Origin of the sequence: uncultured Shimia sp. (assembly GCF_947493595.1) — a bacterium.
In the GTDB taxonomy this organism is placed as follows: Bacteria; Pseudomonadota; Alphaproteobacteria; order Rhodobacterales; family Rhodobacteraceae; genus Shimia.
This window is the reverse complement of the sequence record NZ_CANLRL010000003.1, coordinates 273059-296587: the sequence shown is the minus strand read 5'-3', so window position 1 is coordinate 296587 and position 23529 is coordinate 273059. Positions and strand designations below refer to the sequence as shown.

The following is a 23529-nucleotide window of genomic DNA, read 5'->3' as shown; positions in this document are numbered from 1 at the left end:
AAAACCGCCTGCCCGTTCTAAGTGGGCATTATCCAACATAAATACCCGCTTTACGAGATCACGCGCGGTCACAAACCGGCACCTTGCGCGCCAAGACCGGCCCGCAATTGGGAGAGTGATGGCAGATTACTCTGCCACCATCTGCGCCACGTCTTCACTCCAGACCAGCCCGCGCTCGAGCAACACCCGCTGTGCGCGCCCTGGATAGTCCGTGACAATCCCGTCCACACCCGCGTCAATCACGCGGTGCATGTCATCCACTTCGTTCACGGTCCAAGTCGACACCAACAAGCCCAGCTCATGGGCCAGCGCCACCGACTCCGGTGTCACATCCGCATAAAAGGGGCACCACATCTGACCACCGGCCTCGGCCACAGCTTTCGGCACCGGCATGCCCAAACTTGCAAAATCTGGAGCCACAGATCGGGAAGAATCTTCGCCAAGCTCACCGGCATTCTCTGGCAATTTGGTGAGGAAGGACCGCGGCATGTCCGGCGCAATACGCCCACACACCTCAAGCAGGTTCCAATCAAAGCTGTGCAAGACCGTGCGCTGTTCCAACTTTCGCGCCCGCACCGCTTTCACCGCTTCAGAAACCAAAGCCTCCGCAGCAGCAGTGTCCCCCGCAAACGCCGGGTCAGACTTCATTTCCAAAAGGAACAGCATCTCCGCCCCCTGTGGCGCGAGCCCCATATCCAGCAACTCGCCCAGCGTCGGCACTCGAAGGCCGGACATAAACACCTGATCCGGAAAGCGCTGCCCATACACGGTCCGCCCGTCCAAACCGCCCACATCAAAGGTCTGTAGTTTGGCCAGAGGAAGTTCGGACACTTTAAGCTCGTCCCCGACCAGCCATTTGCCGTCCGCCCCCCGCGTCGCCGCATTAAGCAGATGATGATTGTGCGTCACCACAGGCACCTGATCTTGCGTCAGCACCACATCAAATTCCAACGCCACAACGCCGGACCGCACGGTGAACTCAAACCCCTCAAGTGTGTTCTCCGGCATCACACCACGCGCGCCACGGTGCCCGATCAGCCGAACCAAGCCCGGCGCACCACAAAAACCATTTAACTGAGGAAACTGCGTCATGCCTCGATCCGTTTGCCTGAAGTCGCGTCAAAAATATGCAGATCCTCAGCTGCGGCCGAGAAGCTCATCAACGTGCCAGCATCCGCAGTCACATGCCCAGGCACACTGGCCACAAACTCAGTCTCTGAGCCTTCAAGAACCCCGTGTACCAGCGTGTTGGCACCCAATTGCTCAACCATCTGCACGATGATGCGGATGGCGCCCGCGTCATCCTGAACCAAGTGCTCCGGCCGCACGCCCAGCGTGATCTGGCCACTGGCCTGCGCCCCGCCAGCAAGAACCGCGCCGTTGCCCAGCGTCACAGTGCCATCCCGCGCCGTTGCCGGCAGGAAGTTCATCGACGGGCTGCCAATGAAGCCAGCGACAAACACCGTCGCTGGCCGGTCATAGAGCTCAATCGGCGTGCCAAATTGCTCGACATAGCCGCCGTTCAGCACCATCAACCGATCACCCAGTGTCATCGCCTCGACTTGATCGTGGGTCACGTAGATCGAAGTCACGCCCAGGCGCTGTTGCAGCTTGCGGATTTCCAGACGCATCTGCACCCGCAGCTTGGCATCGAGGTTCGAAAGCGGTTCGTCAAACAAGAACACCTGCGGGTTGCGCACAATCGCACGCCCCATGGCCACACGCTGACGCTGACCACCGGACAACTGGCGCGGCTTGCGGTCTAGATACTGCCCAATCTCCAAAATCTCCGCCGCCTCTTGCACGCGACGATCAATTTCCTCTTTGGAGATTTTGCGGATCTTCAGACCATAGGCCATGTTCTCGCGCACCGACATATGCGGGTAAAGCGCGTAGTTCTGGAACACCATCGCAATGTCGCGATCGGCTGGTTCCAGCTTGTTGACCACCTTGTCACCAATGCTGATCTCACCCGAGGTCACGGTCTCCAGACCGGCGACCATGCGCAAGAGCGTGGACTTACCACAGCCTGACGGCCCCACGATGACGATCAACTCGCCATCCTGGATATCCCCTTCGACATGGTGCAGGACTTCGACATCGCCATAGGTTTTGACAAGGTCTTTGAGTGTAATGGATGCCATTCTCAGGATCCCCGTTATTTATCAGTTTCAGTGAGGCCCTGCACAAAGAGCCTTTGCATGCCAACAACCACAAACACGGGCGGGATCATCGCCAAAAGCGCGGTCATCATGATGATGTTCCACTGCGGCGATTGCTCGGCCGCCTCCAGCATCTGTTTGATGCTCATCACAATGGTGGTCATGTCTGTGTCGGTGGTGATCAGGAGCGGCCAGAGGTATTGGTTCCAGCCGTAGATGAAGAGGATCACAAACAGCGCGGCAATATTGGTCCGGCTGAGTGGGATCAGGATGTCCCAGAAGAACCGCAGCGGCCCCGCCCCATCAATCCGCGCGCTTTCCAGCATCTCATCCGGAATGGTCAAAAACACCTGCCGGAACATAAATGTGGCCGTGGCAGATGCGATCAGCGGGATCGACAAGCCCCAATAGCTGTTGAGCATGCCGAGGTTCGCCACCACCTCAAAGGTCGGCAAAATCCGCACTTCTACCGGCAACATCAGGGTGATGAAGATCATCCAGAAGAACCCCATGCGGAATGGGAACTTGAAGTACACAATCGCAAAGGCCGAGAGCAGCGAAATCGCGATCTTGCCAAAGGCAATCATCAAGGCCATCGCCAATGAGTTCAAAAGCATCCGCCATACCGGTGCGCCTTCTGACCCGGAGAGGCCAGCGCCAAACAGCGTCTGTTTGAAGTTCTCAAAGAAATGCGTGCCCGGCAGCATCGGGATCGGCGCCTGCGTCATGCGCACCGCGTCATGGGTGCTGGCCACAAAGGTGATCCAGATCGGCAAAGCCACCATGATCACACCAAGGATCAGAACGATGTGGGAAATGATCCCTAGGATACGACGATTTTCAACCATCAGTATTCCACCTTTCTTTCGACATAGCGGAATTGAACCACCGTCATTGCGATCACAAGGATCATCAAGATCACCGACTGTGCCGCCGATCCGCCAAGGTCGAGGCCCACAAAGCCGTCGTTGAACACCTTGTAGACAAGGATTGTGGTGCTGTTGGCCGGACCACCTTGGGTCACCGCGTGGATGATGCCAAAGGTGTCAAAGAAGGCGTAAACCGCGTTGATCACCAACAGGAAGAAAGTGGTCGGCGAAATCAGCGGGAAAATGTGATCCCAGAACCGGCGTACCGGCCCTGCTCCGTCAATCGCCGCCGCTTCGATCAACGAGCGCGGGATGGATTGCATCGCCGCAAGGTAGAACAGGAAGTTATAGGCAATCTGCTTCCACGCCGCGGCAAAAATCACCAGCAGCATTGCTTGGGAGCCGTTCAGGTAATGGTTCCAGTCGATGCCAATGAATTCAAGAATGTAAGGGAAGATGCCCAAGGTCGGGTTGAACATAAACACCCAAAGCGCACCGGCCAGCACAGGCGCAACCGCATAAGGCCAGATCATCAGCGTGCGGTAGGTTGTGGCACCGCGCACCACACGGTCGGCAAAGGCCGCCAGGATCAGGGCCGAGCCCATCGACAGCACCGCCACGGCAGCGGAGAAGATGATCGTGCGCCAGAAGGTCTCGAGATACTGCGAGTCCTCAAACAGGATCTGGAAATTCTCGAACCAGACAAATTCGGTAGACAGCCCAAAGGCATCTTCGATCAGGAAAGACTGATACACCGCCTGGCTGGCGGGCCAGATAAAGAAGATCAGCGTGATGATAATCTGCGGCGCCACCAACAGGTAGGGCAAGACAGATGTGGGAAAGTGGACGCGTTTGAGCATGCGGCCCTCAAGTCAGGGTGGGGTCGTTAGACAGAAACGCGCCCGGCAAACACCTAAGGTCCGCCGGGCGCAGGGGAGTGTCACTTATTTGGCGGAACGCTCAAACTTACGCAGCAGGGCGTTGCCACGCTCGGCGGCGGCGTCCAGTGCTTCCTGAGCGGTCTTGTCACCGGCCCACAGCGCTTCCATCTCTTCGTTGATCACGTCGCGCACCTGCACGAAGTTACCAAAACGGATGCCGCGGGAGTTGGCAGTTGGGGTGTTCAGGCTCAGCTGTTTGATCGCTGTGTCAGTCCCTGGGTTGCTGTCATAGAAACCCTGATCCTTGGACAATTCCCAAGCCGCTGTGGTGATTGGCACATAGCCAGTTTCCTGGTGCCACCACGCCTGCACTTCTGGGGAAGACAGGTAGGTCATGAACTGAGCCAGACCTTTGTACTCTTCAGACTCGTGACCGGCCAGCGCCCACAGGGTTGCACCACCAATGATGGAGTTCTGTGGCGCATCCGCAGCGGCGGTGTCCAGCGGCAGCATGGTCTGACCAAACTCAAACTCAGCCTGAGATTTGATCGAGCCGTAGTATGCGGAGGAGTTCATCCACATGCCGCACTCACCGTTGGTGAACATCGGTAGGGAGTCGCCACGACGACCGCCATATTTGAACAGATTGCCTTCAGACATCGCAGCCACGTCATCCAGACGCGCGGCCAGCTTGTCGTTCTTGCTGAAGGTGAACTCGGTGTCGAAACCGGCAAAACCGTTCTCTTTGGTGCCCATTTCCATGTTGTGCCAGGAGGAATAGTTCTCCAGCATCACCCAGGACTGCCAACCAAAGCTCACACCACAATCCATGCCATTGTCGACCAGCGCCTTGGAAACGGTTTTCACGTCATCCCAGGTCTTAGGTGCGTCAACACCGGCTGCTTTCAGCGCGTCGGCGTTGTACCACAGAACCGGCGTGGAGCTGTTGAACGGCATCGACAGCAACTCGCCTTCGGACGTCTGATAGTAAGAAATAACCGCTGGCAGGTAGTCGCCTTTGTCAAAGCTCTCGCCGGCGTCTTTCATCATCTGCTCAACCGGATAGATCGCGCCTTTGGCGGCCATCATGGTTGCGGTGCCCACTTCAAACACCTGCACCAGATGTGGGTGCTCTTTGGCGCGGAACGCCGCCACAGCAGCGGTCATGGTTTCAGTGTAGTTGCCTTTGTAGGACGGCACGATTTTGTACTCGGACTGGCTGGCGTTGAAATCCGCCGCAATCTTGTCCACGCGCTCGCCGTTGGTGCCGCCCATGGCGTGCCACCAGTTAATTTCGGTCTGTGCAGAAGCCACGCCGGCGGTCATACCGGCAGCCAAGGCACCAAACAAAACTGTTTTGAAATGAGTCACAGAATTTCCTCCGTCTGCTGTGCTGCGCAGATCATTTAAAAGTTTAGATCATAATGCAAGTGAAGAATTTATAACAAAACTCATAATGGCATGTTATAGTTTAACCAAAGAGTAAACATGCCGCGTCGCGGCAAACGCGAGGTAAGCCATTGAAATTCCAACTAAGACAACTCGAAGCCTTCCGTGCCGTGGCCGAAACCGGCAATATGACCAAGGCTGCCAAACGCATGGGCGTTTCACAGCCAGCGGTTAGCCGTTTGCTCTCCGATTTTTCCCAATCTGCCGGTATTGAACTTTTCACCCGCCACCGCGGCGTGCTCGAACCCACCAGTGACTCGCGCTACCTTTTGGCCGAGGTACAGCGCATTCTGGACGGGTTGGATCACCTCGACGATCTGCGCCGCGACCTGATTGAGCGCACCGGTGGCCACGTCCGCATTGCCTGCCTGCCCGGCTTCGCCACCAGCCACCTGCCCGGCGTTTTGGTCAACTTCCTAAAGGAGCGCCCAAACGTCACCGTAACCCTAGAGCCGGACCGCCCGGAGCGCATTCTGGAATGGATTATCGGCGAACAATATGACTGCGGCATCACCGATGGTTTCCTCGGCCACCCCGCCACCCGCAGTCAGGATCTGCACATCAAATCTTCCTGCATCCTGCCTGCTGGCCACCCGCTGGCGGATCAGGATCACATCACCCCACGCGACCTTGCCCAAGAGCGTCTGATCCACACCCGCCGTGACAGCCGGTTTTACCAGCACCTCTCGCGCGCCTTTTCTGAAGATGGTGTGGAACTCAACAGCCTGATCGAAGTGCGCCAGTTCACCACCGCCTGCACCATGGTGGCCCAGGGCATGGGCGCCTCTGTGGTCAGCGCACTGGACGCCGAAGCCTACCGCGCCACCGGCATCGTGATCCGCCCGTTCAAGCCACAGCTGTTCCACCGCCTCTCGATCCTCCAACCCGCCTCCGGACCAACCTCCCCCGTCGTGCTGGATTTTGTCGACGCCTTTATCGAAAGCCTGCAACCCTATGTGGCCTCCGCCAAAGAGGTAAAACGCGGATAAAAAAGGCCGGTGACTTTCGCCACCGGCCCACATCGCAAACTTTAAGATCCCGCCAATTATTCTTCCAGTTCGCGAATCCGGTTCTGAAGCCGCAGAAACTCGCCTTCCACTTCGGCGCGGGAATAACGTGGTGTTATGTGTTGCGGACAGTTCCAGTCGAACCCGGCCACCGTGATCTCAAACCCACGCTCAACCCGGGCGCGATAGCCCTCATCCGGTGACAGCCGCGCCAGAAGCGCCTCCTCCTCCGGTGCAATCACCCGTACCCGCCCCAACAGTTTCAGCCGTGTTTGATTGGGATAATCCATAAAAAACAAAGACACACGGTCATTTTGGCTGAGGTTACCAAGGCTCACGTATTGCCGGTTGCCACGGTAATCTGCAAACGCCAGCCTCTGCTCATCCAGCACCTTCAGGAACCCCACCGGCCCGCCGCGATGCTGCATGTACGGCCAGCCTGTCTCGCTGACCGTCGCCATATAAAAGCTGTCCCGCGCCGCGATAAACTGCGCCTCATGCGGGCCCAACCGGTTATTGTAGTCTTCCCGCGCGTCCATCCGCGCATAAGACGCCCGCGATCCAGCCTCCTCCTGGTGCCGCTTCACCGCCTCGGTAAAGGCAATCTCTGCAAACTTATGTCCCATGTTTCGGACCTTTCTCTGACAGTGACAGGTTACAGACCCAAATCGGACAGGCTGGGATGATCGTCCGGACGCCGCCCCTGCGGCCAATGAAACAGCCGGTCCGCCTCGTTGATCGGCAGATCATTGATGCTGGCATGCCGTTCGCGCATCAGCCCGTTCTCGTCAAATTCCCAATTTTCATTGCCATAGGCCCGGAACCAGCGCCCTTCCATGTCCTGCCACTCATAAGCAAAGCGCACCGCAATCCGATTGTCAGTAAAGGCCCACAACTCCTTGATCAGCCGGTATTCCCGCTCCTTGGACCATTTCTCTTTCAAAAACGCCTGCACCTCGGCGCGGCCTGTCAAAAACGTCGACCGATTGCGCCAGCGCGTCTCCGGCGTATAGGCCAGCGAGACTTTCTCAGGATTGCGGGTGTTCCAACCATCTTCCGCCAGACGCACCTTCTGGAGGGCATCTTCACGGGAAAACGGCGGCAATGGGGGGCGGGTTGTCATAGGATCAGTCCTTTGTGCAGGGGAAAGAAATGCGACGCGAGAGGCTCCCCCCGCGCCGCGTTGGGTTAGTCTTGGATTTCTTTGTCGAGAAAGTCGCGGATCAGCCCGGCCACTTCCGGCCCGTGCGATTCCAGAATGAAGTGCCCCGCATCAATCATGTGCAACTCGGCCTCCGGCAGATCGCGCAAATAAGGCGCAGCCCCTTCCGCCGGGAAGATATAGTCATTCTCCCCCCAGACAATCAGCGTGGGCGGCTGATACGCACGGAAATAGGCCTGGAACTCCGGATAAAGATCGACATTGGTGCGATAGTCATAAAACAGATCCAGCTGGATCTCCTGATTGCCCGGTCGATCCAGATAGGCCTGATCCAGCATCCACGCATCCGGGCTCACACGATGCGCATGGCTCTGCGGCACCCCATGGGTGTACTGCCATTCTGTTGCTGTCACGTTCAGAAAATCCCGCAACGGTTCGCGTGTCTCAGAGCCACCGTCTGCCCAATAGGTGCGGAATACATCCCAAAACTCCAGCAAGCCCTCGTCATAGGCATTGCCATTCTGAATAATCAGAGCCTCAACCGCATCCGGTTCCTTCAACGCCAGCCGGTAGCCCACCGGCGCGCCGTAATCCATCACGTAGAGGCTGTAATTATCCAACGCCAAAGCATCGGTGAACCCATCCATCAGCGAAGCATAGGTGGCAAAGCTGTAGTCAAACGTTGTCCGATCCGGCATCGCACTGGCGCCAAATCCCGGATAGTCCGGCGCAATCACCCGATACTCTTCCGCCAACTCGGGGATCAGGTTGCGGTACTGCTGAGAAGAGGTTGGAAAACCATGCAGCAAAAGCACAACCGGTGCGTCTGCCTCACCGGCCTCGCGGTAGAATATCTCTTGACCCTCGATGGTGACCGCGTTGTAGCGCACGGCGTTTGCGGCCTCGGCCTGCGGTGGTTGCCCTGCCTGCGCCAAGGTTGGCAAAGACGTCAACTGCGCCCCCAGGCCAAGTGTGATCAGGCCGGTGAGCAAAGTCTGTTTTAGATCATTCCGTTTCATATCTGTGTCCCTCGTTATGAACGCTGCGCCAGGTTGTGGCGGTGTCGCTTTCGACAAGAGGACAGATAGCGGCCTTGCTATTCCGGAAGAATATGCCAATCCTGAAAGTCACTATTGCAAAAAGTGGAATAAATGGATCGCATTCTACAGATGGAGGTCTTCGCGGCCATCAATGACACCGGCAGCTTTGTGCAGGCTGCCAACAAGTTGCGCATGTCCCCACCCGCCGTGACCCGCACCATGAACGCACTGGAGGTCCGCCTGGGCGTGCAATTACTGACCCGCTCCACCCGCCAACTCTCCTTGACCGACGCAGGCAGCAGCTTTCTGGAGGCCACCCGCCGCCTGCTCTCGGAAATAGACGACGCGGAAAAACAGGCCGTGGGGCAAATGGGCATCGCCCAGGGCCACCTCACGGTGTCTTCCTCTATGACCTTCAGCCGCCTGATCGCCGGTCCCGTGGTGCGCGCCTTTCTGGAGGCCCACCCGCGCATGTCCGTGTCCCTGATCGCCGTGGATCGGGTCACCAATCTCGTGGAGGAAGGCATAGACGTGGCCATCCGCATCGGCAACCTGCCGGACTCCAACCTGATGGCCAAACGTCTCGGCCACGTACGCCGCCTGTTTGTCGCCAACCCAGACTATCTGGCCAGACGCGGCACGCCCAATGAACCGGCGGACCTGAAACTGCACGCTATGATCGGCTTCACCAGCATTATGCCCGGCCACGACTGGCATTATAAATCCGGCAGCACCCGTGGCCATGTGCAGCTCACCCCACGCTTTGAGGTCAACGACGCCACCACCGCCCTTGCCGCCGCCACCGCCGGCGAAGGCATCACCATGGCGCTCTCGTATATGGTCGCAGATCAGCTCAAACGCGGCGAGCTCGTGCCGATTCTCCCCACCTACATGCCGCCGCCAGAGGCGGTGCATCTGGTCTACCCGCAGAGTAAGCTTGTCGCCCCCAAAGTCCGCGCTTTTCTGGATTTTGCAGGAGAGCGGCTGAAACAGATGATTCCTGAGGTGGATTTGCCCTAGACGTCAACAACCACGCCATTCACAGGCCAAAGCGCCTGCAAAACAAGGCCAAAACATCAAAAGTGGGAGCTGGATATTTCACTATACCGGAAGGAAGGTAGTGGCGCTCTGGGGAGGATTCGAACCCCCGACCCCCTGATTCGTAGTCAGGTACTCTATCCAGCTGAGCTACCAGAGCGCGTTATGTGGGGCGGTTTAATGTGAACACTCAGGGGGCGCAAGAGCAAAATCAAAGAAAAATCAGATTACTGCAACTTCGCCTTTTGGGAGGCATATTTCAAAGGTGGTTCCGGCCGCGCCGGTCTCTGAAAGAGTCAGCATTCCGCCGTGTCCGCGCACCAATTCTTGTGAAATTGCCAGCCCCAAACCGGACCCGCCTTTGCGAATCCCCCCCTGGAACGGCTGATACAGGTGCTCCTGGGCCTTGGGAGGTAAGCCCGGCCCGGTGTCCTTCACTGTGATCAGCCATGAGTCGTCATTTTCGGAGGCGCTCACCGCAATTTCCCCGGACTGCCCGCTCGCCACAATCGCCTGACGCGCGTTGCGCACCAGATTGCTCACCACACGGTACATTTGCTCCGGATCGGCGCGCACCATCATGCCCGCCGGAATGTCCTCACCAAAGCTGAGATCGAAGTCACCAACCGCCAGCCGTTCAGAGGCAATCACATCCGCCACCATCTCGCTCAACGCAAATCGCGTGAGTGTTGGCGCGGGCTCTTCCGCTTTGCCAAAGGCCAAGGTGCTTTCGCAAAGGTGCACCGCACGGGTGATCGAATTCACCAGTTTGGGCGCCAGCCGCCGCACTAGCGGGTCTTCACTACTTTCAATGCGGTCGGTGAACAGCTGCGCCGAGGTCAGGATATTACGCAGATCGTGACTCACCTTGGCCACCGCGCCCCCCAATTGTGCCAACCGCTCGCGCTGCTTCAGCGACGCGGTCAATTCGGTCTGCAACGCCAGCAAGGCCTCTTCCGCTTCGCGCAACTCCGTCACGCCGGCTTGCGGCTTGATCAGACTGCGCGCATCTTCCGGAGCAGCGGCATAGGTCTGCATATAGCCAACCACGCCTTTGATCGGGCGCACCAGAATCGCCCGCACCGCCAGAAACAGCAAAAACGCCGTGACCACCGAGATCACCGCCGACAACGCAAGAATGCGCACGCCGTAGTCAATCATCGACATGCGCAGCTCTTCGGTGTCCATCGTCACCTCAATCAGCAGCCCGGCGTCCTGTACCGGTGCCCCAATCACCCGCACCACGCGATTCTTGGTCTCAAACAGCTGCATCATCGCGTCTTTGATCAACACGCTCGCCGTGGCGTTGCGCATGTCATAGGTCGCGCTGATGGGTTCGGGGATGGGAGAGCTCAGAATCAGCTGCCGCATCTCATCGCGCCGCAACACCACGTTAAAAACGCCCGCGTTTTTCAAGAGTTCCTGCTCCAGCTCGACATCAATCATGTCATCCGCCAGAAGCGCGAGCGAGGCAATCTGCGCCCGCTCCAGCCGCAGCAACAGGTAATCCTCCCGATACCGTGCAATCGACGGCACAAAGATCAGGACTTCCGCCAGCATCACAAAGATGACCGTCAGGATCAGGAACCGACCTGAAAGCGTGTTGAGCATATTTCGCGACCGTTCTGGTTACGGCAGCCAGCGTTGCACCAAGCCAACCACCCGTTTCACCTTAGGATTATCAAACAGATGCGGCGAGAAATAGGCCCCTGCAACCCGCTTGTTGATTTCGCCCACCGTGGGATAGGGCGACACCATGCCCGCCACGGCGCTCATCTTCAGCTTATTGGCGATCACCAACGACCACAAGTTCACCAGTTCGCCAGCCTGCGGCCCCACAATCGAAACACCCACAGGGCGGCCTTTCACCACCATCGCTTTGATCAGCCCATAGGCATTACGCTCGGCAATCAGCCGGTCGTTGTGATGGCTCTCAAACCGCGTCACGGTGAGCTTATCGCCATACTGCGCCCGCGCTTCGGCTTCAGTCAGCCCAACCTGCGCCAACTCTGGGTCGGTATAGGTCGCATAAGGGATGTGATCCGTGCGCGCCTTGGCAGGCAGCCCAAACAGCATGGAGCGGATGATCACCCCTGCCTGGTAGCCCGCCACATGGGTGAACTGCGCCCCACCCGCGACATCGCCAATCGCATAGACCTTCTTGTTGCTGGTCTTGAGTGAGGCATCCACCGAAATCCCGGTCTTGTGAGTCTCAATCCCAGCGGCCTCCAGATTGAGCCGTTCCATATTGGCCTTGCGCCCCACGGCCACCAACAGATGTGATCCACTAAAGCTGCGCCCATCCTGCGCCTCAACTGTAACAACGCCATCCTTCTGCGTCACCGCCTTCGCCATCGCGCCTTCGGCAATCTCCACGCCTTCGCCGCGCAGCCGCTCCAACACGATCGCCGCCATCTCCGGGTCATCCCTCCCCAGCGCCTTGGCGCCCTCGATCACCGTGACCTTGATGCCCAACCGCACATGCGCCTGCGCCATCTCCATCCCAATGGGACCGCCACCAATGATCAACAGGTGCTCCGGCGTTTCCATCATCTCAAACAGGGTTTCATTGGTCAGGTAGTCCACCTGATCCAACCCGGGAATCGGCGGCACCAGCGGGCTGGAGCCGGTGGCAATCACCACACGCCGCGCCGTGATCTGATGATCCCCGGCCTGCACCACCGACTGGCTGATGAAATGCCCGTATTCCTGGATCACTCGCACACCAAAGCCTTCAAACCGCTCCACGCTGTCCATCGGCTCAATCTGCGATATCACATCCGCCACATGTGCCTTGGCCGCGGCATAATCCACCTGCGGCACCTGATCGGACACGCCAAATGCTTGGCCTTTGGTTTGCTGATGCGCCATCTTGGCACTCGCCAGCAGCGCCTTACTGGGCACACAGCCAAAGTTCAGGCAATCGCCGCCCATCTTATGGCCTTCCAGCAGCACCACGCTGGCCCCCATCTGGCTTGCCCCAGCCGCCACAGACAACCCACCAGAGCCAGCCCCGATGACCAGCACATCCGTCTTGATCTGTTCCATGATTTAAAGCGCCTCTTTGCCGCGAATGAGTTTGAGCACAACCGGCAAGAACGCCAGCACCGCCAGGCCAAGGATCGGCAGCAACACATGTGGCTCAAAGATGATGCCCAAATCCGGCGTCTCGCCACGGGCAAACACTTCGCCCAGCCCCGCGCCCACCGACGTGTAAACCAACCCACCGGGAATAATGCCAATGAAAGTGGACGCCACATAGCGCCACAGCGACACGCCCACCAACGCCGGGATCAGGTTTGCCACAAAGAACGGCACCAATGGCACCAGCCGGATGATGAACAGCATCGACCACTGGTTCTCATCTATCCCGTCTTTGATGGCTTTGATCTTACCTTCACCGGCATCCATCTTCGCCGCCAACCGATCGCCAAGCCCCCAACGGGCGGCCAAAAACACCACCGTGGCCCCAATCGTCGCGGCACCGACGTTGAACAGCACGCCCGGAAAGGTGCCAAACAAAAAGCCGCCGGTCAGCGTGGCAATCGTGGCCCCAGGCAACGAAAATCCGGCAATCACCACATAGATCGCCATGAACACCACCACCGCCAGCGCGTAGTGCGCATCTCGATAGGCAATCAACACTTCGCGATTGTCCCGCAGCGCTTCAAAACTCAGGTAATCTCCCAGCGCATAGGCACCAAGCACAGCGCCCACAACAAGCGCCACCAGCGGCAACATGCGCGCCCATTTTGATTTGGTTTCTTGAGGTGTATCAGTCACGTCAGACATCTTTGATCCGTTTCTTGGTCTCCCTCCAACATGGCCGACGAACCGCCAAAACAACAGAGACCTCACGGGCGCTTGATCGCAACGCCACGTTTCGTGAGCGATTCTTGGTTAACCGTAACAATGGCGCTTAGGACCTGTAATATTGTCGCTTGTAAGGCGCTCAAAAAGCGGTCGATTGTTTCAGAGCCCCCTTTTGGAAAGGCATAAAACCACGCAAAATGCCGCCGATTAAAGGAAGCGGCGCCTCATTCACACGGTTTCCTTTCCAAGCATTGCCTTTTTGCCAAAAATCCCGCATCTGACGTTTGACTTATTCGGCAGGCAGGTCTAAAGACCGGTCTTCGAATAGATAGGCTTCGCGAATCTCGCGCCGGGGCCCGCTGAAACAACATGACGGAGACGGAGCGATGAAACGCACCTACCAACCTTCGAACCTGGTTCGTAAACGCCGCCACGGTTTCCGTGCGCGCATGGCCACCAAAGCTGGCCGCAAAATCCTGAACGCACGCCGCGCACGCGGTCGTAAGTCGCTGAGCGCATAAGCTCACCGACCGTTTGACGGAATGACACCGCCGGAGACCCCCACGGATGGCACAGCCACCAACGGGACATCGTCTCCGGCGGTTTCCGTTTGTCTGGTCCACAAAACGGACGGCGCGCTGCCCGTCCTGAAAAAACGCAGTGACTTTCTCGCCGCCTCCCGCGCCCGCAAACAGGGTACCAAGGCGATGATGATCCAGGCCCGCAAACGCCGCGACGATGAAGCCGTTGATCCATCGCTTGTACGCGTGGGCTTCACCTGTTCCAAAAAAGTTGGCAACGCCGTCGCCCGCAACCGCGCCAAACGCCGAATGCGCGAAGTGGCCCGCGCGATTCTCCCGACCTTTGGGCAGCCCGGCTGGGACTACGTTTTGATCGGCCGCAAAAACGAAACCGACGCGCGCGACTTCAAAACCCTCCAGGGCGATCTGAAATGGGCGTTGCGTAAATTGCACACGCCACGCAAGTAAGTCTCTGGGCGCCAAAGGCTTTCCCAAAACTATAGACAGATTGCCTAAAATCTAAGGCACTCTGTGTCTTTACCATTTGTATACGAATTTTATATCCACCCCATGGAATGTGTTTCGGGGTGAAACCGTTTTTTTATTGGTATGGAGTGGATCAATGAGAGAGACAGTGGTGGTCTCCTTCTCAACAGACGAGCGTGACGCAGATCACGTCGCCAGCGCCCTAAAAACGCTGGCCGCGCGCGCCTCCAACATGCGCGGTTGCATCAGCTACGCCGCCACAACACTTGAGGACTCCCCGTCAGAATTTCACATCCGGCAAAAATGGGAAAATGCCTCAACATGGCGGGCTTACCTCAACTCGGACGCCCATTTTGAGTTTCAAACCTCTGTGTTTGGTATGCTGTCGGAGCTGACGGTTGCCAAACAAGCCCCGCTGCGGCCCCGCCGCCCCACCTGCCTCGCATTGGCCGGCTGAGACGCCGACTGACACGGCACCCAGTATTTTCGCTGCATAAAACCTCAAACTGCAAAATTCTTTCACTGTTAAGTAAACTTTTGCAGCGCAGGCTTTGCCTATTACCGCTGACTGCAAGGAAACGGCAAAGGCTTTCAGATGACAGTCACCATTATGGCGTCTTTTTATCTCGACTCCCCCAACCGCACCCGCGTGCGTGAGGGCTTGTTGCAACTTGCCCAAAGGGTGCTCAACGAGCAAAACTGCCTGCGCTTTGACATCCACACCGGAGCCGACGATCCCGGACAGTTCATCCTTTTTCACCGCTGGGAGAACCGCCGCGACTGGCAACTCTTCCTCAACAGCGATGCACTACACGCCTTTCAAGATCTGTTTGCGGACGGTGTCACCGATCTGGTGATCAAAGAGCTGACTCCGCATTTTGTCCCCGCCGCCGCGCCCTCTGTGCACGCCCGTTAACACATCGCTGTTAACAAACTGCCCCACCTCCGCAAAACAGCCGTGATACCGATGCAATACCGATGTTCCATATCGGGATAATTTTGACCTTTTTTACCAATTCGGCGCTTCATTCCTCCACTACGTCTTGGCACTCCTCTAAAGAGCGGTTAACACGCTCTGACAAAGAGGCCAGCAACATGAAGACACAAGAAATGAATCGCGATTGGATCGCCACCGCCCGTACCCTGTCCCAAGCCCTGCCCTACCTGCAGCGCTACACTGGTGCGACCGTGGTCATTAAACTTGGCGGACACGCCATGGGCAGCGACGAAGCCATGGATGATTTTGCCCGTGACGTTGTTCTGATGCGCCAGGTTGGCATCAATCCGGTGATCGTGCATGGCGGCGGCCCGATGATCAACGCGATGTTGGAACGTCTTGAAATCAAATCGGATTTTGTAAACGGCAAACGCGTCACTGACGCCGCCACGGTCGAAGTGGTGGAGATGGTTTTGTCCGGCGTCGTGAACAAGCGCATTGTGCAGGCGATCAACCGTCAGGGCGGCAAAGCGGTTGGCCTGTCCGGCAAAGACGCCAACCTGATTGTTTGTGATCAGACCAACCCCGACCTCGGATTTGTCGGCTCCCCTGCCGACATGAACCCGGCGATTCTGCACGAACTCTTTGCCAACGACACAATCCCTGTGATCGCGCCCTTGGGTGCTGGCCGCAATGGCGAAACCTTCAACATCAACGGCGACACCGCCGCCGGCGCAATCGCCGGAGCCTTGGAAGCGGATCGTCTGCTTCTGTTGACCGACGTAGCCGGTGTGAAGAACGGTGAAGGCGAAGTTCTGACAGAGCTAAAAGCCCAACAAATCCGAGACCTTACCGAAGAGGGCGTGATTGCGGGCGGGATGATTCCCAAGACAGAAACCGCGCTCGCCGCCATCGAAAACGGTGTCCGCGCTGTAGTCATTCTGGACGGTCGCGCGCCCAACGCCTGCCTGCTGGAGCTGTTCACGGAACACGGTGCAGGGTCGCTGATCCGGGCAGACTAACCCCTTTTCATATTCTGAAAAATAAATACATTGAGAGGCCATCAGCAAGGATGCTCTCTCAATGCAATACGAGTTTCTGATCCGTCTCGGCATTTTTTTCGGTCTCTTCATCGTGCTTGCCGGGATTGAAACTTTGGCCCCGCGCCGCCCACTCAACTGGTCCAAATCCAGACGCTGGCTGACCAACTGGGGGCTGTCTTTCCTCAACACGCTGACCCTGCGCGCGCTGGCTGTCGCTTTGCCCTTGCTTGCCGTGGGCGCCGCCTCCGATGCGCAATCCAACGGCTGGGGCCTGTTCAACATTCTGGAATTGCCCGTCGCAATCGAATTCATCCTGGCAATCCTGGCCCTCGATTTTGCCATTTGGTTGCAACACCTTATCACCCACAAGATCCCACTCCTGTGGCGGCTGCACCGGGTCCACCATGCTGACCCCGACTTTGACGTCACCACGGCCATCCGCTTCCATCCGGTGGAAATCGCCCTGTCGATGGGCTTGAAAATTGCCCTGATTTACCTGCTTGGCCCCGCCGCCATTGCCGTTCTGGTGTTTGAAATCCTGCTCAATGGCACCGCGCTGTTCAACCATGCCAACATCCGCCTGCCCGCCAAACTCGACCGTCTGATCCGGCTTGTTTTGGTCACGCCGGACATGCATCGTGTGCATCATTCGGTGCATCGGGACGAGCACGACAGCAACTATGGCTTTGCCTTGTCGATCTGGGACCGTGCGCTGGGAACCTATATCGCGCAACCTCGTGCAGGACATGATAAGATGACCATCGGACTAGAGTGGCAGGACACCCGCCCCACCAAATTTTCCTGGAGCCTGCGCCTCCCGTTCCGCGCAAAATGACGCTGGACGACATTCAAGCCGCGGCCGCAAACGCGGGCCTACAGACAATGGGCGCGCTGAATGAGGACGGCAAAACCATAGTGCTCTTTGGCACCGGCCCGGCTTTTTGGGCCGCATTTAGCACGTCGCCGGAATTTCTGGATGGCGAGAAACACCCCGTCGATCGGTGGTCCAAACGCATCGTCGGATATCTCGCCCAAACCTTTGACGGCACATGCCAATTCCCCTCCGACGGTCCGCCCTATCCACCGTTCATACGTTGGGCCTTGGACAGCGGACAGTTCTTCCAAAGCCCCGTAGGCATGATGGTGCACCCCGAAGTGGGCCTGATGATCTCCCTACGTGGCGCGCTGATCTTGCCGACAGAAATCCCAATGCCTCAACAGGATACGCAATCTCCCTGCCTCACCTGTGACGCACTATGCACCACGGCCTGTCCGGTGGACGCCCTCAGTGCAGAATCCGGATACAGCGTTGCCGACTGCCACACATTCCTAGACACTAGGGATGGCTCCGACTGCATGTCCCGCGGTTGCATTGCCCGCCGCGCCTGTCCACACTCAAGCAAAGCCGAGCGCGCCGACGCGCAATCCGCATTGCATATGAGGTCCTTTCATCCATGAGCAGCACCCTGATCCTGATGCGCCACGCCAAATCAAGCTGGAACGACTTTATGCAACCGGACCACGCCCGCCCCCTCAACGCGCGCGGCCGCACCTCCGCCGCTGCGATGGGCAAGTGGCTCAAAAACAACAACTACCTGCCCGACGAGCTGCTCTGCTCCACCGCAGAGCGCACCCGCGAGACCTATGCCCGACTCGGCATCACCGCCGCTAAAACCCGCTATGAAGATGCCCTCTATCACGCCGGTGCGGACATCATGCTGCGTATTCTGCAAACCGCACAGGCTAACACCATCCTGATGCTGGGCCACAACCCGGGCACTGCCTACTTCGCTGAAATGCTAGCAGAAAAACCAGCCAACCACCCACGCTTCTCCGACTACCCAACCTGCGCCACAACTGTGATCCGCTTTGACGCTGCAAATTGGGCAGATGTTCAATTCTCCCAAGGGACCATTGTGGATTTTGCCATCCCCCGCGAAGTCATCGCAACGCAACCGTAGGCCACTTGATCCAGCGCATTGCAGCTCCGCTTGCCGCTGCCTATCTGTCCACCAACAGCATTCAAGGAGCCTCTCATGCACCGCCGCGCCTTCCTTCTGGCGACCGTCAGCCTACCCATGGTCACTCTTCCTGCTCTGGCCGACACCTCCACCATCAAAGTTGTGAAATCGCCCACCTGTGGCTGCTGCGGTGCCTGGGAAGAGCATCTGCGCGAGGAAGGTTTCGCTGTCGAAAGCCACGCCATTCCGGATGAACAGCTTTGGGATATGAAAGCCCGCCTAGGCCTGACGGATGAAACCTCCTCCTGCCACACCGGGCTGATCGACGGCTATTTGGTAGAAGGCCACGTGCCAGCATCCGACATCCGCCGCCTATTGGCCGAGCGCCCCCCTGCACGCGGCATCACCGTTCCCGGCATGCCAATGGGCTCTCCCGGCATGGAAATGGGCGGCGAGGTGGAGCCTTATGACACCCTGCTGATCCACCCGGATGGCCGGACGGAAGTGTTTGAAAGCCATAGCTAAACGCAAAAGGCCGGGCAGATGCCCGGCCTTCTTTTTGATCTGTGTTTGGGATCAGTGTCCCAGGATTTGGCTTAGGAACAACTTGGTCCGCTCGCTCTTCGGGTTGTTGAAGAACTCTTCCGGCTCGTTTTGCTCCACAATCTGACCTTGGTCCATGAAGATCACGCGGTTTGCCACCTGACGGGCAAAGCCCATCTCGTGGGTCACGCACAACATGGTCATGCCCTCTTCCGCCAGTTCGATCATGGTGTCGAGCACCTCTTTGATCATCTCTGGGTCAAGCGCAGACGTAGGTTCGTCAAACAGCATGATGCGTGGCTTCATGCAAAGCGAGCGGGCAATCGCCACACGCTGTTGCTGACCACCGGAGAGCTGGCCCGGATACTTCAGAGCCTGATCCGGGATCTTCACTTTCTCAAGGAAGTGCATCGCGGTCTCTTCGGCCTCTTTACGAGGTGTCTTACGCACCCAGATCGGCGCAAGCGTACAGTTCTCAAGGATCGTCAGATGCGGGAAGAGGTTGAAGTGCTGAAAGCACATGCCAACTTCGGAGCGGATCTTATCGATGTTCTTGAGATCGCTGGACAGCTCAGTGCCGTCGACGATGATGTCACCGGACTGGTGCTCTTCCAGACGGTTGATACAGCGGATCAGCGTCGATTTGCCGGAGCCCGAAGGCCCCGCAATCACGATGCGTTCGCCTTCGTTGACGGTGAGGTTGATATCGCGCAGCACGTGGAACGAACCGTACCACTTGTTCATGTTGCGGATTTCAATTGCAACCTGATCGGAGACTTGCATCTTCGATCGGTCGATTTGGCGGTCGGTCATCAGTTCAGACATTTGATGAACTCCTTATTAGTGACCTTTGTGGAGCTTGCGCTCCAGGTACATGGAATAGCGGGACATGCCGAAGCAGAAGACGAAGAACAGGAAGGCGATGAAAGCAAACAGCTCCCAATAGATGCCGTTCCAGGCCGCATCCGCACGGATCGCATTGGACAGACCCAGCGGGTCGAGAAGGCCAATGATCGACACAAGCGTGGTGTCTTTGAACACCCCGATAAAGGTCGACACGATCCCGGGAATGGAGATCTTCAGTGCCTGAGGCATGATGATCAAACGCTGTGACTGCCAGTAGTTCAGCCCGAGAGAGTCAGCACCCTCATATTGGCCTTTTGGCAGCGCAGCGAGACCGCCGCGTACAACTTCCGCCATATAGGCAGAGGCAAACAGCGTTACCATGATCAGAACCCGCAAGATGATGTCAAATTCCGTGCCTGGCGGCAGGAAGATGTTCAGCAGAACCGACGCCACAAACAACAGTGTGATCAGCGGCACACCCCGGATGAACTCGATAAAGCCCACACAAAGTGTTTTCACGATCATCAGGTCAGACTGACGGCCAAGGGCCAGAACAATCCCGATTGGCAGCGAGCAGCCAATGGCCACAACACCAATCAGAATAGACAGCATGAAACCACCAAACTTCCGGCTTTCCACTTCTGGAATGGAAATCGAAACAACCGATTCCAGGCCAGCGGCCACGGACCCAACAAGGAACAACCACCAGATCACAGGGAGCGCGATAGCGACAATAATGCCGCCCAGGCCACCTATGACAGGCGTCAGAAGGCGATAGGCCAGAAGGCCAATACCAAAGCCCGCGGCAACCATCAGCGGGCCCCAAAGTGAGCCGCCCCACATCAGCCAAGGCATCAGGAATGGGTAGACTGCGGTCACGATCAGCAGTTTCCGTGGCAACTTGTCAAACAGCACCGGAGCAACAGCAATCAGCAACAGCACAAACGAGAGGTTTGGACGGAAATAGGCAGGCCAAGATCCGGTTCCTTCACCAAAGTTCACGCCAGCTTCAGCTGGGTAAGGTGGGTAGAAACCATACAGCAACTGCAACCAACGATCATTGATCACTGCCCAGCAGGCGTGCCCATGAGTCTTGCCCCAGGTGGCCACCATCACTTCGCGGCATTCGGTCAAGGAACTTGCGTTCCAGACAGATTGGAACGTCCAGGACAACAGGCCTTCCAACACAAAGTAGCAGAAGATCAGGCTCAAGATGGTGAGGATCGAGTTGATCACCCCATCAAACAGATTGGCTCGCATCCAGCCGATGACGCCCACGGAGGAACCGGGCGGCTCCTTCTCAGGCAGCATTTCGGTGCGGACAAAAGAAACGTCGCTCATTTTATCTCTCCACCAATTTGACGCGGTTGTTGTACCAGTTCATCACCATCGAGATGCTCAGAGAGATCGTCAGGTAACACAGCATCAGCATCAGAACTGTCTCAAGCTCCCGGCCGGTCTGGTTCATGGTGATACCACCCAAAGTGCCCGTGATATCCATGTAGCCCACCGCAATGGCGAGCGAGGAGTTTTTGGTCAGGTTCAGGTAGTTGGAGATCATTGGTGGAATAATCACCCGCAGTGCTTGCGGCAGAATAACGAGACGCATGGTGCGGCCCGGACGCATGCCCAACGCATTTGCGGCTTCCGTTTGGCCGTGGCTCACCGCCAAAATACCGCCGCGCACGATTTCAGCAATAAAGGCTGCGGTGTAGAGGCTCAGTGCCAACCACAAAGCAATCAGCGAGTTTCGCATATGCGTCCCGCCTTTGAAGTTGAAGCCTTTCAACTCCGGGTAACCCAGATGGAACCCTAGTGCAGCCAGCAGAATGCCAGTTGGTACAAAGAACAAACCCAGGTTGGTCCACAGTGTGTTGGGACGATCACCGGTCGCTTCCTGGATGCGTTTGGCACGGGCATTGACCTTTGTGATGCCAAATATGCTCAAGCCGAACACAATCAGGATTGCAATCAGATCCACCGACACATCAAACCGTAGAGACGACTGACCCAAAAGGTGAATATTTCCCAAGCTGTTGGAAAACAGGGGTTCCGGTACGTAGATACCCCGGTTTGTCACCGCGACTGTATCAAACAGGTTCATCGTGGCTTCCGGATTTTCTCCACGGAAGGCACGCGGTGCAGGTAGACTCTCAATCAGGATGGCCATCGCCAATACAATCCAGAGCAGCACCGGCACGTTGCGGAACATTTCCACATAGACCGTCATGATTTTGGCGACGATCCAGTTTTTGGACAGGCGCAGAACACCAACAAGCACACCGATGACGGTCGCTGTGATACAGCCCATCACCGCAACAAGCAGCGTGTTCAAAAGTCCAAGCAAAGACGCCCGCATGTGGGTGTCCTGGCTGTTATAATCAAGCAGACGTTGGTTGATGTCGTAGCCAGCGGGCTCCAACAAGAAGCCAAACTGCGGCGTTTTTCCAAGGGTTTCCAGGTTGGTCATCGTGTTGTTGATCAACCAGGCAGCCAGAAGCATAAAACCGATCATTGCGACAGCTTGGATCGTGAGAGAGCGATACCGTGTGTCGTAGATCAGCATAGACAGCCGGAACGACGCCTTGGGAGGGTCGGTCAAAGTGGTCATATGGGATCTTCCCCGTTACTCGGCCGGTTAAACTATGGCGTCGTTGCGCCGTGGCCGATTATTGTTGTGGGTCGTAAAAGCGAAAAGGGCGCGGAGTGTTCCGCGCCCCTTCCGTGATGTGTTTAGCGGAAAGGCGGGGAGTAGATCAGGCCGCCGTCGGTCCACTGAGCGTTCAGGCCACGGGCCAGACCGATCGGAGTGGATTCACCGATGTTACCTTCAAACAGCTCACCGTAGTTGCCGCCCGCCATTACAGCGTTTTTGCCCCAGTCAGCGCTCAGGCCGAGCATCTCGCCCAGGTTGCCTTCGGTGCCGAGCAGACGGTTGATTTCTGGGTTGTTTGTGCCTGCAGCCATCTCACCGATGTTTGCGGAAGTCACGCCCAGCTCTTCTGCTGTGATCAGAGCGTTCAGGGACCAGCGAACTACGTCACCCCAAGCGTCATCACCGTGACGTACCAGTGGGCCGAGTGGCTCTTTGGAGATGATTTCTGGCAGCAGAACGTGCGCAGAAGGATCTTCAAAGGTCGCACGTGTCGCGGCCAGACCAGATGCGTCTGTGGTGTACACATCGCACGCACCGGCAAGGTACTGCTGCTGTGCTTCAGCATTGGTTTCGATTGGCACCGGCTCGTAGCTGATGTTGTTGGAACGGAAGAAGTCCGCCAGGTTCAGTTCGGTGGTTGTACCGGTCTGAATACAAACGGTTGCGCCGTCCAGTTCTTTCGCGGAGGACACGCCCAGTTCTTTTGGAACCATGAAGCCCTGACCGTCATAGTAGTTCACGCCAACAAAGGTGAACTTCAGGTCTACGTCACGGGAGAATGTCCATGTGGTGTTACGTGCCAGCATGTCGATCTCGCCGGAAGCCAGCGCAGTGAAGCGGGTCTTACCGGTGGTCGGAACAAACTCAACCGCTTTCGGGTCGCCCAGTACGGCTGCTGCAACTGCACGGCAAACGCCAACGTCGAACCCCATCCATTCGCCGTTTGCGTCTGGTGCGGCAAAGCCAACCAGACCAGTGGTCACACCACAGTTCAGCTTGCCGCGCGCTTTAACATCGTCAAGCGTGCCAGCAGCAGCTGCGCCGGCCGCGAGACCAGCAACTGTCAGTGCACCGAAAACTACGGATTTTTTCATTTTTACCTCTTCCTGTTGTCC

At 57.4% G+C, this 23529-nt stretch carries 26 protein-coding genes and 1 tRNA gene; 11 read left to right on the top strand and 16 right to left on the bottom strand.

Features of this window, described 5'->3' with window-relative positions; translation table 11 throughout:
- Positions 1-126 precede the first annotated feature (126 nt).
- The 5 genes from Q0955_RS10355 to ugpB all read right to left on the bottom strand — a co-directional run bounded on the left by Q0955_RS10355 (position 127) and on the right by ugpB (position 5283).
- Positions 127-1092: a glycerophosphodiester phosphodiesterase family protein gene (locus tag Q0955_RS10355; RefSeq protein ID WP_299423976.1), complete on the bottom strand. Its 966-nt coding sequence runs from the start codon at positions 1090-1092 to the stop codon at positions 127-129.
- Positions 1089-2144 carry a sn-glycerol-3-phosphate import ATP-binding protein UgpC gene (locus Q0955_RS10350; protein ID WP_299423974.1) on the bottom strand — a complete coding sequence of 352 codons (1056 nt, stop codon included), beginning with the start codon at positions 2142-2144 and terminating at the stop codon, positions 1089-1091. Before Q0955_RS10350 ends, Q0955_RS10355 begins: the two co-directional genes overlap by 4 nt.
- Before the next feature lie 14 nt (positions 2145-2158).
- Entirely contained in the window at positions 2159-3010 is an 852-nt protein-coding gene (gene ugpE / locus Q0955_RS10345) for a sn-glycerol-3-phosphate ABC transporter permease UgpE (protein ID WP_299423971.1), read from the bottom strand.
- On the bottom strand, positions 3010-3891 hold the full coding sequence (gene ugpA / locus Q0955_RS10340) for a sn-glycerol-3-phosphate ABC transporter permease UgpA (protein ID WP_299423968.1): 882 nt from the start codon (positions 3889-3891) through the stop codon (positions 3010-3012). The genes ugpE and ugpA overlap by 1 nt, the downstream gene beginning before the upstream one ends.
- Positions 3892-3975: 84 nt before the next feature.
- Complete coding sequence (ugpB, locus tag Q0955_RS10335; protein WP_299423966.1) at positions 3976-5283, bottom strand: sn-glycerol-3-phosphate ABC transporter substrate-binding protein UgpB; 1308 nt, start codon at positions 5281-5283, stop codon at positions 3976-3978.
- Between the two features lie 149 nt (positions 5284-5432).
- Between ugpB and Q0955_RS10330 the strand changes: the two genes are divergently transcribed.
- On the top strand, positions 5433-6350 hold the full coding sequence (locus Q0955_RS10330) for a LysR substrate-binding domain-containing protein (RefSeq protein WP_299423963.1): 918 nt from the start codon (positions 5433-5435) through the stop codon (positions 6348-6350).
- 56 nt (positions 6351-6406) lie between these two features.
- Here Q0955_RS10330 and Q0955_RS10325 read toward each other — a convergent pair whose 3' ends face one another.
- The 3 genes from Q0955_RS10325 to Q0955_RS10315 form a co-directional block, all read right to left on the bottom strand.
- Positions 6407-6994: a pyridoxamine 5'-phosphate oxidase family protein gene (locus Q0955_RS10325; protein WP_299423961.1), complete on the bottom strand. Its 588-nt coding sequence runs from the start codon at positions 6992-6994 to the stop codon at positions 6407-6409.
- 29 nt (positions 6995-7023) lie between these two features.
- Entirely contained in the window at positions 7024-7491 is a 468-nt protein-coding gene (locus tag Q0955_RS10320) for a nuclear transport factor 2 family protein (protein WP_299423958.1), read from the bottom strand.
- Positions 7492-7556: 65 nt separating this feature from the next.
- Positions 7557-8549 carry an alpha/beta hydrolase gene (locus tag Q0955_RS10315; RefSeq protein WP_299423956.1) on the bottom strand — a complete coding sequence of 331 codons (993 nt, stop codon included), beginning with the start codon at positions 8547-8549 and terminating at the stop codon, positions 7557-7559.
- Between the two features lie 132 nt (positions 8550-8681).
- Between Q0955_RS10315 and Q0955_RS10310 the strand changes: the two genes are divergently transcribed.
- Positions 8682-9590: a LysR family transcriptional regulator gene (locus tag Q0955_RS10310; RefSeq protein WP_299423953.1), complete on the top strand. Its 909-nt coding sequence runs from the start codon at positions 8682-8684 to the stop codon at positions 9588-9590.
- Positions 9591-9691: 101 nt separating this feature from the next.
- Here the strand turns inward: Q0955_RS10310 and Q0955_RS10305 are convergent.
- The 4 genes from Q0955_RS10305 to Q0955_RS10290 all read right to left on the bottom strand — a co-directional run bounded on the left by Q0955_RS10305 (position 9692) and on the right by Q0955_RS10290 (position 13400).
- A tRNA-Arg gene (locus tag Q0955_RS10305) sits at positions 9692-9768 on the bottom strand.
- A 62-nt stretch (positions 9769-9830) separates the two neighbouring features.
- Positions 9831-11219 carry a HAMP domain-containing sensor histidine kinase gene (locus Q0955_RS10300; protein ID WP_299423951.1) on the bottom strand — a complete coding sequence of 463 codons (1389 nt, stop codon included), beginning with the start codon at positions 11217-11219 and terminating at the stop codon, positions 9831-9833.
- 18 nt (positions 11220-11237) lie between these two features.
- Positions 11238-12656 (bottom strand): FAD-dependent oxidoreductase, encoded by a 1419-nt coding sequence (locus Q0955_RS10295; RefSeq protein WP_299423948.1) that lies wholly within the window; start codon positions 12654-12656, stop codon positions 11238-11240.
- Positions 12657-12659: 3 nt separating this feature from the next.
- Complete coding sequence (locus Q0955_RS10290; RefSeq protein WP_299423946.1) at positions 12660-13400, bottom strand: TVP38/TMEM64 family protein; 741 nt, start codon at positions 13398-13400, stop codon at positions 12660-12662.
- Positions 13401-13807: 407 nt separating this feature from the next.
- On the opposite strand from Q0955_RS10290, the gene rpmH reads away from it, so the two are divergent.
- The 9 genes from rpmH (at position 13808) to Q0955_RS10245 (ending at position 18894) form a co-directional block, all read left to right on the top strand.
- Complete coding sequence (rpmH, locus tag Q0955_RS10285; RefSeq protein WP_005980833.1) at positions 13808-13942, top strand: 50S ribosomal protein L34; 135 nt, start codon at positions 13808-13810, stop codon at positions 13940-13942.
- A 21-nt stretch (positions 13943-13963) separates the two neighbouring features.
- A complete protein-coding gene (rnpA, locus tag Q0955_RS10280) occupies positions 13964-14410 on the top strand; it encodes a ribonuclease P protein component (protein ID WP_299423943.1) in 447 nt (148 codons plus the stop codon).
- 154 nt (positions 14411-14564) lie between these two features.
- Positions 14565-14885: an antibiotic biosynthesis monooxygenase family protein gene (locus Q0955_RS10275; RefSeq protein ID WP_299423940.1), complete on the top strand. Its 321-nt coding sequence runs from the start codon at positions 14565-14567 to the stop codon at positions 14883-14885.
- Between the two features lie 138 nt (positions 14886-15023).
- On the top strand, positions 15024-15344 hold the full coding sequence (locus tag Q0955_RS10270; RefSeq protein ID WP_299423938.1) for an antibiotic biosynthesis monooxygenase: 321 nt from the start codon (positions 15024-15026) through the stop codon (positions 15342-15344).
- Positions 15345-15523: 179 nt separating this feature from the next.
- Positions 15524-16387 carry an acetylglutamate kinase gene (gene argB, locus Q0955_RS10265; protein WP_299423935.1) on the top strand — a complete coding sequence of 288 codons (864 nt, stop codon included), beginning with the start codon at positions 15524-15526 and terminating at the stop codon, positions 16385-16387.
- A gap of 61 nt (positions 16388-16448) precedes the next feature.
- A complete protein-coding gene (locus tag Q0955_RS10260; protein ID WP_299423933.1) occupies positions 16449-17243 on the top strand; it encodes a sterol desaturase family protein in 795 nt (264 codons plus the stop codon).
- A complete protein-coding gene (locus Q0955_RS10255) occupies positions 17240-17866 on the top strand; it encodes a ferredoxin (protein WP_299423930.1) in 627 nt (208 codons plus the stop codon). Before Q0955_RS10260 ends, Q0955_RS10255 begins: the two co-directional genes overlap by 4 nt.
- Complete coding sequence (locus tag Q0955_RS10250; RefSeq protein ID WP_299423928.1) at positions 17863-18369, top strand: histidine phosphatase family protein; 507 nt, start codon at positions 17863-17865, stop codon at positions 18367-18369. The genes Q0955_RS10255 and Q0955_RS10250 overlap by 4 nt, the downstream gene beginning before the upstream one ends.
- 75 nt (positions 18370-18444) lie before the next feature.
- The gene (locus tag Q0955_RS10245) at positions 18445-18894 is read left to right on the top strand and encodes a DUF411 domain-containing protein (RefSeq protein WP_299423925.1); all 450 of its coding nucleotides are present in this window, start codon (positions 18445-18447) and stop codon (positions 18892-18894) included.
- Between the two features lie 51 nt (positions 18895-18945).
- Here Q0955_RS10245 and Q0955_RS10240 read toward each other — a convergent pair whose 3' ends face one another.
- From Q0955_RS10240 to Q0955_RS10225, 4 genes are all read right to left on the bottom strand, one after another.
- Positions 18946-19737: an amino acid ABC transporter ATP-binding protein gene (locus Q0955_RS10240; protein ID WP_299423922.1), complete on the bottom strand. Its 792-nt coding sequence runs from the start codon at positions 19735-19737 to the stop codon at positions 18946-18948.
- Between the two features lie 15 nt (positions 19738-19752).
- The gene (locus Q0955_RS10235; protein WP_299423920.1) at positions 19753-21099 is read right to left on the bottom strand and encodes an amino acid ABC transporter permease; all 1347 of its coding nucleotides are present in this window, start codon (positions 21097-21099) and stop codon (positions 19753-19755) included.
- A 1-nt stretch (position 21100) separates the two neighbouring features.
- Positions 21101-22369, bottom strand: a complete 1269-nt coding sequence (locus Q0955_RS10230) for an ABC transporter permease subunit (protein WP_299423917.1) — start codon at positions 22367-22369, stop codon at positions 21101-21103.
- A 122-nt stretch (positions 22370-22491) separates the two neighbouring features.
- A complete protein-coding gene (locus Q0955_RS10225) occupies positions 22492-23508 on the bottom strand; it encodes an amino acid ABC transporter substrate-binding protein (RefSeq protein WP_299423915.1) in 1017 nt (338 codons plus the stop codon).
- Positions 23509-23529: the final 21 nt, after the last annotated feature.

Bases quoted from the DNA above. Each gene is read 5' to 3' on its own strand.
- ugpA (WP_299423968.1), bottom strand. From the start codon at position 3,891: ATGCTCAAACGCGTCCACTTTCCCACATCTGTCTTGCCCTACCTGTTG.
- Q0955_RS10355 (WP_299423976.1), bottom strand. From the start codon at position 1,092: ATGACGCAGTTTCCTCAGTTAAATGGTTTTTGTGGTGCGCCGGGCTTG.
- Q0955_RS10315 (WP_299423956.1), bottom strand. From the start codon at position 8,549: ATGAAACGGAATGATCTAAAACAGACTTTGCTCACCGGCCTGATCACA.
- Q0955_RS10225 (WP_299423915.1), bottom strand. From the start codon at position 23,508: ATGAAAAAATCCGTAGTTTTCGGTGCACTGACAGTTGCTGGTCTCGCG.
- Q0955_RS10310 (WP_299423953.1), top strand. From the start codon at position 8,682: ATGGATCGCATTCTACAGATGGAGGTCTTCGCGGCCATCAATGACACC.
- Q0955_RS10275 (WP_299423940.1), top strand. From the start codon at position 14,565: ATGAGAGAGACAGTGGTGGTCTCCTTCTCAACAGACGAGCGTGACGCA.
- Q0955_RS10320 (WP_299423958.1), bottom strand. From the start codon at position 7,491: ATGACAACCCGCCCCCCATTGCCGCCGTTTTCCCGTGAAGATGCCCTC.
- Q0955_RS10350 (WP_299423974.1), bottom strand. From the start codon at position 2,144: ATGGCATCCATTACACTCAAAGACCTTGTCAAAACCTATGGCGATGTC.
- argB (WP_299423935.1), top strand. From the start codon at position 15,524: ATGAAGACACAAGAAATGAATCGCGATTGGATCGCCACCGCCCGTACC.
- Q0955_RS10325 (WP_299423961.1), bottom strand. From the start codon at position 6,994: ATGGGACATAAGTTTGCAGAGATTGCCTTTACCGAGGCGGTGAAGCGG.
- Q0955_RS10240 (WP_299423922.1), bottom strand. From the start codon at position 19,737: ATGTCTGAACTGATGACCGACCGCCAAATCGACCGATCGAAGATGCAA.
- Q0955_RS10260 (WP_299423933.1), top strand. From the start codon at position 16,449: ATGCAATACGAGTTTCTGATCCGTCTCGGCATTTTTTTCGGTCTCTTC.
- Q0955_RS10230 (WP_299423917.1), bottom strand. From the start codon at position 22,369: ATGACCACTTTGACCGACCCTCCCAAGGCGTCGTTCCGGCTGTCTATG.
- ugpE (WP_299423971.1), bottom strand. From the start codon at position 3,010: ATGGTTGAAAATCGTCGTATCCTAGGGATCATTTCCCACATCGTTCTG.
- Q0955_RS10295 (WP_299423948.1), bottom strand. From the start codon at position 12,656: ATGGAACAGATCAAGACGGATGTGCTGGTCATCGGGGCTGGCTCTGGT.
- Q0955_RS10300 (WP_299423951.1), bottom strand. From the start codon at position 11,219: ATGCTCAACACGCTTTCAGGTCGGTTCCTGATCCTGACGGTCATCTTT.
- Q0955_RS10250 (WP_299423928.1), top strand. From the start codon at position 17,863: ATGAGCAGCACCCTGATCCTGATGCGCCACGCCAAATCAAGCTGGAAC.
- Q0955_RS10270 (WP_299423938.1), top strand. From the start codon at position 15,024: ATGACAGTCACCATTATGGCGTCTTTTTATCTCGACTCCCCCAACCGC.
- Q0955_RS10235 (WP_299423920.1), bottom strand. From the start codon at position 21,099: ATGAGCGACGTTTCTTTTGTCCGCACCGAAATGCTGCCTGAGAAGGAG.
- rpmH (WP_005980833.1), top strand. From the start codon at position 13,808: ATGAAACGCACCTACCAACCTTCGAACCTGGTTCGTAAACGCCGCCAC.
- Q0955_RS10290 (WP_299423946.1), bottom strand. From the start codon at position 13,400: ATGTCTGACGTGACTGATACACCTCAAGAAACCAAATCAAAATGGGCG.
- Q0955_RS10245 (WP_299423925.1), top strand. From the start codon at position 18,445: ATGCACCGCCGCGCCTTCCTTCTGGCGACCGTCAGCCTACCCATGGTC.
- Q0955_RS10255 (WP_299423930.1), top strand. From the start codon at position 17,240: ATGACGCTGGACGACATTCAAGCCGCGGCCGCAAACGCGGGCCTACAG.
- rnpA (WP_299423943.1), top strand. From the start codon at position 13,964: ATGACACCGCCGGAGACCCCCACGGATGGCACAGCCACCAACGGGACA.